Below are 12,996 nucleotides of genomic sequence, written 5' to 3'. Positions count from 1 at the left end.
ATCCCAGCAGCAGCATGGCGTCGGCGGGTTTGTGCACGTGCATGGCGTTACCCGAGCATGACGATCGTGCCGTTGATCGTGACGTCGCCGCCCGTTGTCACCGCCACGTCCGCAGTGGCGGTGAGCTCGATCGACGGGCTGGTGATGGACGCGCTGGCACTGGTCAGGTTGACGGTTGAAATGCCACCTTCGACCAGTGTTTCCGTCAGGCTGGTCACCGTGGCCTTGGTCCAGCCGTCAAGCGTGGCGATCGAGCTGCTGAGTGTGGCGCCCGCCGGTTCCAGCGACAGCGACGACGCCACCGAGCCCATCCAGGCGTCGGGCGTGAAGAGCTTGTAGGTCTCCAGTGCCGTGGTCTGCATCATGCCGATTTCCTCGGTCTTCTCCGCCAGGACGCCGTTCCATTTTCCGGCGACCCACTTGGTGAAGGCGTTGGCGTAATTGGCGTTGTCGCGCACGATGTTCTTTTCCAGGAGGTTGATCTCCTTGGCGGCCACGCACTCCATGCTGAGCTTCACGCCCAGCGTCGATTCGAAGGTCGCGGCTTCGTTGAACTCCACTTTGCCGCCGAAGAAGTGCCCCAGCGTCAGGGCTTCCACGCTTTCGATCTTCATGCCCATGAAGTTCTCGACGACAATCCCGCCGCTTTGGCCCACCGAAATGCCGGACGGCATGTCCTGCGCCTCCGACCCCAGGAAGTTGGCCTGGGTTTCGTTGGAGTCGGACCCCGCGCACACGCGGTAGTGGCCTGGCACTTCAATCAGCATGCTGCTGCCCGCATACAGTTCGCCGTGCAGCTCTGTCTTGATGTGGAAGCCGTCGTCCACGCCTTCCTCGTCCGACTGGCCCAGGTTCATCGACGATTCCTGCGTGGGGCTGTATAGCCGGATGGCCGGTGCGCCGTCGCCGCCCGGCTGCGCGTCGGCCAGCACCATGGTGTTGCCGCCAGGCGTGCCGATTCTGTGGTGCGCCGAATTCTGGGCGTTGACCACGCTGGGCGCCTCGGTATTGGGCAGCGACGAGACGATCACAGGGCGATCCGGATTGCCGTTCAGGAACGCGATCAGGACTTCCGTGCCTTCGCGCAACGGAAAATGCATGCCCGCATCCGACAGGCCTTGCGACGACGCCCCGCCCGCATAGGGCGTGGCCATGCGCACGAAGGCGGAATTCTGTTCACCGTCGTAACGCTGCTTGGTGAACAGGAAGCGGATCTTGTACAGGCCGTTGGTGTCAGGTTGGGCGAACCGTCGGGGTTGTCCGGGCGTGGCGACGTCGACAAAACCGTTGACCAGGCGGCTGACCTGCGGCACGGGGGTAATGCGCGGTGCGCGGTACTGCAGGGGAGGCGACGAGGGATCGTCAACGTCCAGCCAGCGTGGCAGCGCCACGAAGGTGGCCCGGTAGGCCGGAATATCGGTTTGAGGCGAGGTTTCGACCGTTTGCGTGCCTTCGTGCGTGACTTCGATCACGTAGTACTGCCGCGGGTCCACACCGCGCAGATATTCCGAGACGGCAAGCAGCCTGGCCGCGCGGATGCCGGGCGTATGCGCTTCGCCCTCCAGGCGCACACGCTGGCAGGAAAGCTCCTGGGCGCGCCAGGAGGCAAGCGCCGAGCCCGAGATGGCGGAGGTGCTTTCCAGCTGTTCGAAATGATCGTCCGACTGATGGACCTCGCCCAGGCCCAGGACCGTGGCGGGCTTCGGCACGCTGGCCTGGCTCGACAGGGTGATGGTGGTGTTGCCCTGTTCCTGCGAATCGTGCAGCACCACCATGTTCGGCGTCAGGCCGACACGCCGGTTCAACTGCATGATGGCGATTTCGTGCACGTCGGGGTCGATCATGCCCCGGGGGTAATACACGGCGGTGTCCGGGTCGGCAGGCTGCTGCTCGACGCTGTTGGCAAACACCACGGACTCCTGTTGGGAACCCTGCTCGAACCAGAAATAGACGCCGTAGTATTCCAGCTTGCGCATCAGGAAATCCAGGCAGGTTTCCTCGAACTGGCAGGTGAAATCGGCTTGCGTCTGCGCCAGCTGCGTCGCGGCGATCCGGTAGTCGCAGGCCGTGTCGTCGTTGCTGTAGGGCTCTGTCAGGCCGGCATAACCGAGCAACTGCTTGATCAGGTCGGCCAGGTCGCGCTTCAGGTAGATGTCCGACCAGCGCATCGAACGCAGGCGCGCAAGCCGTGGCTCCAGCGCCACCTGATAGTAGTAGTGGGTCTCGTCGCGCCCTTGCTCCGCCCCTTGGGTGATGATGCCGTGCCATTGGCGCAACGTGCCGTCCGGCGCCTTCGCCGTCAGCGTCGCGGGCTGGTCCAGCAGTTTCTCCAGGGCCAGGTCGCCTTGCGCGACCGCGAAGGTGATATCGAAACGATACGGCCGCGACACTGCCTCGGTGCCCTGCCAATGCGTCACGATGACGTTGGCGGCGGGCATCGCCTGGCCGTGCAGCATTGAACTCAGCGCGGCGCAATCGAAGGCATAGTCGTAGGCGTTGGACATTATGCAGAGGCCTCCGTCGGTGTGATCTTCCAGCTGCCGTCCGTGTCTGCCTCGACATGCAGCGCGCTCAGCGAGCGGCCTTCGGCCAAGGCGGACAGGACCGTGTCGGACAGCACCGGTGTCAGGCTCTTGCGCAGGATGAAGTCAATGTTGCGCGCGCCGCTGTCGACTTCCGTGCAACGCGCGGCGATGGTGTCGGCCACGGTCGGCTCGAACGTCAGCGCTATCCGGTTGGCGGCGGCAAGCCGCTGTTGCAGCTTGGCCAGCTTCAGCTTGACGATGCCCGCCAGTTCGGACGCGGGCAGCGTGTAGTAGGGCACGACGGTCATGCGGGCCAGCAAGGCCGGCTTGAAGTGGCGCGCCAGCACCGGGTGTATCGCGCTTGCCAGCGTATCGGGATCCGGACGCCCGTCCTGCGCCAGGCGCGTGATTTCCTCGGTGGCCAGGTTGCTGGTCAGGAACACCACCGTGTTGCTGAAGTCGATGATGCGGCCTTCGCCATCGGCCAGCGTGCCCTTGTCGAAGACCTGGTAGAACAGGTTGACGACATCCAGGTGGGCCTTTTCCACTTCGTCCAGCAGCACCACCGAGTAGGGCCGTTTGCGCACGGCCTCGGTCAGCACGCCGCCTTCGCCGTAGCCCACGTAGCCCGGGGGCGAGCCCACCAGCCGGCTGACCGTGTGCTTTTCCTGGAACTCGCTCATGTTGATGGAGACCAGGGCCTGGTCGCCGCCGAACAGTTGGTCGGCAATGGCCAGCGCGGTTTCGGTTTTACCGACCCCGGACGGGCCGACCAGCAGGAACACGCCCATGGGCTGCTGCGGATCGCGCAGGCCCGATTGCGCGGCCTTCACGGTGGCGGCGATCTGGTCCACGGCATGGTCCTGCCCGCGGATGCGTTCCTTGATGTGGTCCGCCAGGGCCAGCACGCCGTTGACCGCGTCGCGCTGCATCTTGCCCAGCGGCACGCCGGTCCAGTCGGATACCACCCGCGCCACGGCGTCGGGGTCGGTCTCGATGAACACCAGGGGCTCGTGGCTTTGCAGCGCTTTCAATTTTGCACGCGCCGCTTCGAGTTGCGCGTTCAGGGTGGCGGCGTCGGCGGGCGCTTGTTGTGCGTCAGCGGCAGCGGCGTCTGCGCCAACATCCGCGCCTGCGGCATCCGCGCCCGCGGCAGCCTGCGCGGTGTCATTGGTCGCCGCGCTGGCGCTTTGCTGAGCCTTTGCCTCGGCGGCTGCCTCGGCCTCGCCCACCTTTCGGCGCAGCTCGAGTACGGCTTGCGCGGCGTCACGCTCTTCGGTCCAGCGCGCGTGCAGCGCGTCACGGCTGCTTTCCAGTTCGGCGCGCTCGGCGGTAATGGCTTCCAGGCGCTCGCTGTGGCTGCCGGGTTCGTAGCGGACATCGCGCGCCAGCGCCTGGCGCTCGCGTTCCAGCCCCGCCAGGCGGCTTTCCAGGTTTTCAAGTTCGGCGGGCTTGATGCCCAAGCCAATGCGCACGCGCGCGGCCGCGGTGTCCAGCAGGTCAACGGCCTTGTCGGGCAACAGGCGGCCGGTGATATAGCGGTTGGAAAGTTCGGCCGCGGCCACGATGGCGTCGTCGCGCACTGTGACGCCGTGTGCCGCCTCGTAGCGGTCTTTCAGGCCACGCAGGATCTGCACGGCGGTGGGCACGTCCGGCTCATCCAGCTTGACGACCTGGAAGCGGCGCGCCAGCGCCGGATCTTTCTCGAAGTACTTTTTGTATTCGCTCCAAGTGGTGGCGGCAATGGTGCGCAACTCGCCGCGCGCAAGCGCGGGCTTGAGCAGGTTGGCGGCATCGGAGCCACCGGTCTGGCCACCCGCGCCAATCAGCATGTGGGCTTCGTCGATGAACAGGATGGTGGGGCGCGACGCACCCTTGATCTCGTCGATGACGCCGCGCAGGCGGTTTTCGAATTCGCCCTTGACGCTGGCGCCCGCTTCCAGCAAGCCCAGGTCCAGGCCCAGCAGGCGCGTGTCGCGCAGGAACTCGGGCACGTCGCCATTGATGATGCGCAGCGCCAGGCCTTCCACCACCGCGGTCTTGCCCACGCCGGGTTCACCGACGCAGATGGGGTTGTTCTTGCGGCGGCGCGCCAGGATGTCGATCATCTGGCGGATTTCGCTGTCGCGCCCGAACACCGGGTCGATCTTGCCGGCGGCGGCTTTGGCCGTGAAGTCTTCGCAGAAGCGGTTGATGGCGGCATCGCCCGCCGCGGCGGGCCGGGCCGAGCCGCCCGAGGCCGAGTCCGCGATTTGCGTGCTGGCCTCGTTCGAGCCGTTGACTATCGTGTCGAAGTCGCTGGTCAGCTTGTCGCGCGAGATGGCGCGCAGCGTTTCGGCGTAGCGGGTGCCGGCGCCGTAATAGCTAAGGCGCGAGACCAGCGCCAGCAGCATCGCGCCACTGCGCACGCGGCTTTCGCCCAGGGTGATCGAGGCGGTCAACCAGGACTCTTGCGCCCACTCGGTGAGCAGGCCCGCGAACACCGGCCGGCCAGGGTTGCCGTTCTTCAACTGGGCCAGGCTTTCGTCGAGTTGCGCGGTCAGGCGCAAGGGGTCGATATCGAAGTGGGCCAGGATGCAATGCACGTCGCCGCCGGGCTCTTCAACCAGCCTGCGCAGCATGTGTTCGACGGCAATTTCGTAATGGTTGCGGGCCAACGTCAAGCCGGCGGCGCCTTCAAGCGCGGCCGAGCAAGTGGGGTTCAGGCGTGCGAACAGGGGTTTCAGTTCCACCAGCATCATTGCAAAGGCCTCTCGGAGATTCGTGTTGATTCGGTTTCAATCGGCAGGAAGATCTGGTCGTAGCGCGGCCACGGCCCTGTGGTATCGCCGGGTACCTGCTCCGGCAACCACGTGTTCAGTCCCAATGTGTGCCAGCCTTCGCCCAGGCTTGCGCCGGGCCGCTGGGGGTCTACGTTCAACGCCAGCTCGCAGCGCAAAGGCGTTTTCAGATACAGCGCAATCGCATTCACCAGTTCGGTGTAACGCTCCGTGCCTGGCAGCAGACCGGCCAGGCGTTCGGCCGATACGGGGCCGACATGCACCCGCAGGGCGCCCGCGCGTTCGTCGATGCGGCTGCCCAGCAGGGTGTCTTCTCCCAGGCGGCATGCCTGTTCGCCCAGCAGGCACTGCGCGGCCTCGGGGATGGACACCGTTTCCGTCACGCACGGCTCTACTTCCACCGGCAGGTTGTCCAGCAGCCCCGACACGAGCGACTGCAGGCCCAGCGCGGAACGCGGGAACTGGTTGAAGTTGCCCGCATGCGGAAGCAGGGCGCGCGCGGCCTGCCAGCGCGTACCGCGTTTGCCGCCCAGGCCGACCAGCGCGAACAACTGGTCCAGGCGCGAGGAGTCGCGCCTTTCGGCGACGGCCAGCCACAGCCGGTTCTTTTCCCATGCGCGGAACAGCAACGGATACAGCGCCGCGTGAAAAATATCGAGAAAGTCGCGCGCGGTGGAGTTGCCCTGCAGGTATTGGTCGATCAGGTCTTCGGTATAGAACGTGGGCAGCGGCGAGGTAACCCCATACAGCCCGAAGAAATTGGCCGTGATGCGGTACTTGCCCGCGTCGTCGCGCTCGATCGTCTCGATATCGCGGTCGGGAAAAGACAGCGACACCGACGGGCGCACGCGCACATCGCGGTTGAACACCGCCTCGTCGGGGTTGCGCAAACGCAGCAGGCGCAACGCCTGGAAGAAGGCATAGCGATGGCCTTCTTCCAGCAGCGGGTCGGTGCCCGACACCGCTACAGCAGGCGATAGCGGCCGATCTTGGCGGGCCATGTCAGGGTCTCTCCGTTGACGGTATCCACCAGCGTCAGGGCGCTGAAGGTGTTCAGGGCGATGGTGCCGGCCAGGAATTCGTCCAGCACCGTGCCGAACAGGAACAGGCTGCCGGGCCCGGGGAAATGATCACCCCGGCATTCGATGCGCACTTCGCTGCCTTGCACCGGCATGCCGCGCACGATGCGGCGTGCCGACTCGACGCTTACGCTGGTAATGGATTCGATGCTGCGGCGCGCCGCCGCGTTGCGCTGCGCGTCCACCTGGCGTGGTGGCACGTAGAGCGACAGCAGATCGCGCAGTTGTCCTTCACTGGCGAGCGCCAGATGGTTGGCGTTCAGGTGCGACAGCACGCGCCATAGCAAGGCGCTGTCGATGACTGGCGGGCAATGCGGCGTCACGCCATGGATGTTGCGAAACCCCACGCGGGGGGGCGAGTTGTCCGTGGGCTCGCAGATATCGCCCAGGCGCAGGCCTTCGGGCAGGTCGCCGTGGGTGCAGGTTAGCCGCGTGGAAAGCGTTTGCATCTGCGGCACGCCGCCTTCGGTGTAGGGCAGGCTCAGGTAGTGGTCGTAGCCGCGATGCAGGGCGGAAGGCCGGATGCTGATGTTGTACGAGGCCTGGTCGCCGCCACGGAAAGCGGAGAAGGGATGGTATTCACGCTCGGCGCCATCGGCGCCGCGCGCGCTGACGGCATCGACGGAAAAAATCCGCTCGGCGGCCTTGCTGGTGCGGGCAACGGGATGGATGCGGTAGTCCGGCTGCAGGTGGTCCACCCTGATCGGGTGCGCATCCTGGCTGAACAGGTTGGCGGCCGGCGTCGCGTTCATGATGAAGCTGGACGGGCCGACCGCGGGCGCCCAGTCCGGCACCTGGTCGAACACAAGCTGTATCGAAAAGCCTTTCGCGGCGCCGCGCGCGGTCCATGTCGACAGGCCTGTGAAATCCAGGAACAGCAGCTTCTCCGGCAGGGCGAAGTATTCGTGCAGCACGCGCCAGGCCGGGTGCGCGCCGGGCGGCCACGGCAGCAGCTCAAGATCGGGGCGCAGGCCCGCGGGCTCGATGCTGGACGGCGGCAGCACGGTGATGGGGCCGTTCTCGGCGCTGACGCGCACCTCGCGCACGTAGCGTTGCAGCAGCAGGAACAGCCGCGCGGCATCTGCCGGGGCGTCTCCCAGGAACATGCGTACCCGGTCGCCTTTCCAGTCGGCCGCGGCGGGTCCTGACATGGTGAATTGCAGGCGCAGCGAGCGCGGCCGCGTGCCGCCGCCTTCCCACTGCGCGGACTTCAGTTCAACGGGTTCAAGCGTGACGGGAAACGAGGCGCGGAAAATCGTGCGCTGTCCGTCCACGGGCACCGAGGCGAATTCCGTGCCCGCGGGAATCGTGACAGGGCCTTCCAGTGTCGAGCGCGGCTCGTAGCGCATGATCGTCATGCAGGGCAAGGGCCGCAACATATGCGGAAACAGCAATTGCGCCAGGTTCTGAATGAATTCGGGGAAGTCGTCATCCAGGCGATGCCGAATCAGGCCGGTCATGAAGGCGACGCCCTCGAGCAGACGCTCGACGTCGGGGTCGCTTGCGCTATCCGCGCCCAGGAGCGGCGCCAGCGCGGGGTTGCTCGCGGCGAATTCAGCCGCAAGCGTGCGCAAATAGCCCAGTTCCTGTTCGTAGTAGCGGTTCAACATGCCTTATTGCCTTCGCAGTGAAACTTTGCCGTTGGACGCCACGTGCGACGCCAGCCGCACGGGAATTTCGCGGTCGTCCACCGCGATGAAGCCTGAAATGGCGAAGCCCAGGGAAAGGACTTCGTCCTGCGTATTGGTGAAAGTGATCTGCGGCTGGCGCAGACGGGGTTCGTAACGCTGGATCATGCGGCCTATGTCCTCGATCATCTGCGTGGTCGTGCCGCTGCTGAAGGAGCCCGCCAGATTGGTGAAGTCGGGCACACCAAACGACAGGTCGATCGGCACGCTGCCCTGACGCGTGTTCAGGATGCGGCGCAAGTGGTCCAGGATCGAGTCGACGAGAACCTCCGCCCGCGTGATGTGCGAACGTTCAACGTCCGAACCCAGGCTGGCGATGCGTTCAAGCAGGCGGTGTTCTCGCATGGGGATGCAGGCGGGGCGGGCGCATGCGCCCGCCGCTCGCCATTACGCCTTCGGCGCGAGCCAGGAGTCTTCGGACTCGATGCCGTCGGGTTCCCACGTCCAGACGATCTTCTCGTAGGTCAGCTCCACATCTTCCATGTGACCCAGTTGGCGATTGTCGGGTTGCAGGCAGTTCGGCACCCACAGGCGGGTACCGACGACCACCGCGTTGGTCAGCTGGATGGTGTAGTACTTCTCTTCCGTGCCCTTGGGGCTGATACGGTAGAACTCCAGCGTGACGTCCTTGAGCTGTTCGCCCGAGCACAGCGCCTGGTAGATCTTCGGCGAGGACTTATCGATTTCCTTGACGAAGGTCAGGCCCAGATGCTGGCGCTTGCCCGAGGGCAGGCCGGACTGCGGGTTCTTGGGGATCTCGATCTTGTGCTCGACCGCTTGCACCAGGATCTTTCCCTGATGCCCGCTGATTTCGCAGGATCCTTCGATCTTGCCCTGGTTCTGTCCTTCAAGCGTGAGGTAGCACGGCATGGCCATGGTAAATTTCTCCTTGCAGTTGTTGAGTCTGAATGCAATTGCAGACGAAACCGGAGGCGTGCCGGTGGCAGCCGGCACGCCGGTTCCGCTGGATTAACGGGTTAGCTCTTTTCGAGTTTGCCCACCAGCGATAGCGTGAAAGACGCACCCATGTACTTGAAATGGGGACGAACCTTCAGGCCCACGCGATACCAGCCGGGATCTCCCTCCACGTCCGATACCGTGATTTCCGCCTGACGCAGCGGACGGCGGCTACGCACGCCCGGCGCCGGGTTGTCCATATCGGCCACGTATTGGCGAATCCAGTTGTTCAACTCCGATTCCAGGTCGGTCTTTTCCTTCCAGGTACCGATGTTTTCGCGCTGGATTACCTTGATGTAATGCGCAAGGCGGCTGACGATGAAGATGTAGGGCAGTTGCGTGCCCAGCTTGTAGTTAAGCTCCGCGTCCTTGCCTTCCTTGTTGTTGCCGAAGAACTTGGGTTTCTGCACCGAGTTGGCCGAGAAGAACGCCGCGTTGTCGGTGTTCTTGCGCATGGTCAGCGCGATGAATCCCTGCTCGGCCAGCTCGAATTCCCGGCGTTCCGAAATCAGCACTTCGGTCGGGATCTTGCTCTGGGTTTCACCCATGGCCTCGTAGTTGTAGACCGGCAGGTCGCCCACCGTGCCGCCGCCTTGGGGGCCGATGATGTTGGCGCACCAGCGGTACTGCGCGAAGCTGTCCGACAGGCGGCTGGCGAAGGTGAACGCCGCGTTGCCCCACAGGAAATCCTTGTTCCCGCCCGACACGTCTTCGTTGTAGCGGAACTTCTTGCTGGGCACGGTATCGTCGCCGTAGGGCACGCGCAGCAGGAAGTTGGGCATGGTCAGGCCCACGAAGCGCGCGTCTTCCGTCTGGCGGAAGGCATTCCACTTGGTGTATTGCGGGCCTTCGAAGACAGCCGAAAGATCCTTCAGGTTCGGCAGGTCGGCAAACGAATCCATGCCGAAGAACTGCGGGCCGGCCGAAGCAATGAACGGCGTGTGCGCCATGGCGGCGACGCTGGCGATCGATTGCAGCAGCTTGACGTCCTGGCCGCCGGGGCTGAAGGCGTAGTTGCCGATGATGGTGCCGAAAGGCTCGCCGCCGAACTGGCCGTATTCGGCGGTGTAGACCGCCTTGTACAGACCGGAACGCGTGATGTCGGAGGCATCCTCGAAATCTTCCAGCAGCGCCTGCTTGGAAACGTTCAGGATCTCGATACGGTTGTTCTCGCGGAAGTCCGTGCGATCAATCAGGAACTTCAACGAGCGCCACGAGGATTCCAGCTTCTGGAATTGCTCGTTGTGCATGATGGCGTCGACCTGGCGGCACAGCTTGCGGTCCAGTCCGGCGATCATCTCGTCGATCAGGCCCTGGCTGACCTTTTCCTGCGAGCGGCTGGGCTCCAGCAATTCGGCAACGAAGGCCTCCAGGCCCTGGCGCGTAATCGAATAGGCTTCGTCGCCCGGCTTGACGCGGGTCGATTCGATCAGCTGATCAATCAGCGAACCGCCTTCTTGTGCCGCGCCTTGCGCGCCTTCTTGCTGTTGCGGGGATTCCTGGCTCATCACTTACTCCTTGGCCTTGCCCGACTCAGCGTCGGATTCCTGTACGCCCAGTTCGCCCAGAAGCCGTTCGCGGGCTCCTTCGTCCTGGATCAATGCCTGCAATTTCTTGCGGAATTCGGGCAGATTGCCCAGCGGACCCTTCAACGCCTTCAGGGCTTCGCGCAGTTCGATCAACTGGCGCAGTTCGGGCACCTGGCCCACCAACGCATCAGGCTCGAAGTCGCGCAGGTTCTCGAACTTGAGCGATACGGGAATCGCCTCGTCGGACTCGCCTTCGGCGAGGCGGTTCGGCACCGACAGCGTCAGGTTCAGGCCCTGCGCCTTGAGCACATCGTTGAAGTTGTCCTTGTCCACCTGGATGGGCTTGCGCTCGTCCAGCGGGGTTTCGGTTTCCTGCAACGTGAAGTCGCCCAGCACCAATTGCTTGAGCGGCAGTTCGACTTGTTCCTGTGCGTCGCCGGTGGCCGGCTTGTAGACGATATTGACGCGTTCCTTGGGGGCTACTGATCCTTCATTGGCCATGGTTTTCTCCTAGGTTCCGGTGGGTCAGGCGGCGGCGGTTGACTGCGAAAGTTGCCAAGCGGCCCGGCAATCCAGGCTGGCCAGTTTGGCCAGCAAGGGATGGGAGGGCCCGGCGTCTTCCGCGCCGTATCGCAGTTCGACGGCCGCCGCCAGGGCAAGGGCTTGCCGGGCAAGCTCCGGCTCCCATTGCTGCAGGCGGTGGGCGTCGAGTTCATCAATCAGGGGGGACATCAGCGCGCGGATATCCGCACGGTCGTCGAAGCGGTGCAGCAGCGAGCATTGCGCGAGCCGCAGGCGAAAGCGCTTGCGCAGCCCTTCCGTGCGGCGCGCTGCCTCTTGCAGGCGTTCGAGGGCATCGCCCAGGCGTCCGGCAGCCGCATCGGCCTCGGCGGCCGTGGCAAGCGATTGCAGGTCGTCGGCGTCATCGTGCCTGGCGGATGCGCCTTCACCAGCACTGGTGAAGCTCTCCAGCCAGGCAAGCGTCTGGGCGTCAGCGAAAGGCTGGCCGTCATTGAATTTCATGCCGGCCAGTTGGGGCAGGCGGGCGATCAGGCGGCCAGTCTCGAACCCGACGCAGGCCGCGGCATCGGCGGCGCCCAGGCGGGTCAGCGCGGCATGGCTTGCGCGGTTCAGGTCCAGCCAATAGCGATGTGTGTTCAGGTGCGACTCCGCGAACTGCACGACGGCCTGCGGTTCGCCGGTCTGCGCGATCTGCTCGAAGCTGCTCACGATCTGCAAGGGCGGCGGCATCAGCAAGGTGACGCCGCCTTGCGCGGGCGGTGTCTGTTCCAGCGTGGCCCAGGCGCACACACGATTCAGGCGGAACAACAAGGGCAGCGTGGGCTGCGTCTGCAGATACCAGTCGACCAGCGGGCGCAGGCCCGTCAGTGCCGCATCGGCGGCGGCGCCCGGGTCGGCGCCCGCGGCAGGGGGCGTCGCGACGCTGGCGACCGGCGGCGCAACGGATCGGAGGGACGCGGGCGCGGTGGCGGGTGCGTTCGCGGGGGCGACGCCCTCGGCTTCTTGCGGCGCGGCCTCAACGACGGGTTCAGGTTGCGGAGGCGCCTCGACCGGCAAATTCCGCAGGGCGGAACGCAAGCCGTAGAAGGCAGGGGCTTCGTCATCGTGACGCTGCCATTCGCTGTCCAGCGCTTCCCAATCTTCAAGCATGGCCGCGTGCGCGGCGGCCGGCATTGCGGGGTAGCTGTCGCGCCCCGCCTGCAGGCGTTCGTTCAAATGGTCCAGCAGCCACTGGATCTGATTGCGTCGGCCGCGCATGCGGGTGACGGCGGGCGACATGTCGTCCCAGTAGGTCGAGACCAGGTCGCGCAAGACACGGATGCCTTCGCCCAGGCCTGTCAGGCCTGCCGTTTCAAGCAGGCCGGCGACGAGCCAGGTGCCTACCGCCAGATCCTTGCCTTCCTGCTTGAGAATGCCGTTGGCCAGCGCGACCACCGAGGTCCAGTCCACGGCGGTGCTTGCGTGGATGTCGGTCAACTGGTCGATGTGCGCCTTCAATGCCGCGTATGCTTCACCGTCGCGCGGGCTCACGCCGGCGGGGTGGTCGGCCTGTATGGGGTGCTGCCCTACATCGCGGTCGAAAAGCACTGCAGACACTATGTCTCACCTGTAATAAACCGATACGAGCGGGATTTCCCTGACTCGGATGCCGGCCCACCCTCTTATCCTGATGGCGTAACCGTTGTTACTTCCGCTTTGGAAATGATGCTATCGACCCCGCGTTGAGAAACCGTTGAAGCAATTGCTTCCCGTGTTGTTACATTGCGGAAGCAATTAAACGTTTATTAAACGTTTGCAAAGTAAAACCAGCGGGTGTTACCTTCCGCAAGAATGAAGGCATAACCGTCAAAAGACACAACGACTGTCACGGGGAAAAGAAAGAATGCTCATCAGTACAAGGCGCCTAGGGCAAACCC

Annotated in this window: 9 protein-coding genes; all 9 read right to left on the bottom strand. The window is 64.6% G+C overall.

Going from position 1 to position 12,996, the window contains the following annotated elements; all coding sequences use genetic code 11:
• Window positions 1–47 precede the first annotated feature (47 nt).
• Window positions 48–2,504: a type VI secretion system Vgr family protein gene (locus P8T11_RS17735; RefSeq protein WP_268080741.1), complete on the bottom strand. Its 2,457-nt coding sequence runs from the start codon at window positions 2,502–2,504 to the stop codon at window positions 48–50.
• Complete coding sequence (gene tssH, locus P8T11_RS17730; protein WP_268080742.1) at window positions 2,504–5,266, bottom strand: type VI secretion system ATPase TssH; 2,763 nt, start codon at window positions 5,264–5,266, stop codon at window positions 2,504–2,506. Before tssH ends, P8T11_RS17735 begins: the two co-directional genes overlap by 1 nt.
• Window positions 5,263–6,306 (bottom strand): type VI secretion system baseplate subunit TssG, encoded by a 1,044-nt coding sequence (tssG, locus tag P8T11_RS17725; RefSeq protein WP_268080743.1) that lies wholly within the window; start codon window positions 6,304–6,306, stop codon window positions 5,263–5,265. The genes tssH and tssG overlap by 4 nt, the downstream gene beginning before the upstream one ends.
• The gene (gene tssF / locus P8T11_RS17720; protein WP_268080744.1) at window positions 6,270–7,994 is read right to left on the bottom strand and encodes a type VI secretion system baseplate subunit TssF; all 1,725 of its coding nucleotides are present in this window, start codon (window positions 7,992–7,994) and stop codon (window positions 6,270–6,272) included. The genes tssG and tssF overlap by 37 nt, the downstream gene beginning before the upstream one ends.
• 3 nt (window positions 7,995–7,997) lie before the next feature.
• Window positions 7,998–8,417, bottom strand: a complete 420-nt coding sequence (gene tssE, locus P8T11_RS17715) for a type VI secretion system baseplate subunit TssE (RefSeq protein ID WP_100854063.1) — start codon at window positions 8,415–8,417, stop codon at window positions 7,998–8,000.
• Between the two features lie 42 nt (window positions 8,418–8,459).
• Window positions 8,460–8,948 (bottom strand): Hcp family type VI secretion system effector, encoded by a 489-nt coding sequence (locus P8T11_RS17710; protein ID WP_050445814.1) that lies wholly within the window; start codon window positions 8,946–8,948, stop codon window positions 8,460–8,462.
• A 101-nt stretch (window positions 8,949–9,049) separates the two neighbouring features.
• Window positions 9,050–10,537 (bottom strand): type VI secretion system contractile sheath large subunit, encoded by a 1,488-nt coding sequence (gene tssC / locus P8T11_RS17705; protein WP_100854064.1) that lies wholly within the window; start codon window positions 10,535–10,537, stop codon window positions 9,050–9,052.
• A gap of 3 nt (window positions 10,538–10,540) precedes the next feature.
• The gene (gene tssB / locus P8T11_RS17700; RefSeq protein WP_050445816.1) at window positions 10,541–11,059 is read right to left on the bottom strand and encodes a type VI secretion system contractile sheath small subunit; all 519 of its coding nucleotides are present in this window, start codon (window positions 11,057–11,059) and stop codon (window positions 10,541–10,543) included.
• Between the two features lie 24 nt (window positions 11,060–11,083).
• Window positions 11,084–12,676: a type VI secretion system protein TssA gene (gene tssA, locus P8T11_RS17695; RefSeq protein WP_268080745.1), complete on the bottom strand. Its 1,593-nt coding sequence runs from the start codon at window positions 12,674–12,676 to the stop codon at window positions 11,084–11,086.
• Window positions 12,677–12,996: the final 320 nt, after the last annotated feature.

This window comes from Achromobacter spanius (genome assembly GCF_029637605.1).
Classification (GTDB): domain Bacteria; phylum Pseudomonadota; class Gammaproteobacteria; order Burkholderiales; family Burkholderiaceae_B; genus Achromobacter; species Achromobacter spanius_E.
Note: the sequence above shows the minus strand (reverse complement) of the source record. Positions and strands in the feature narration are given on the sequence as shown.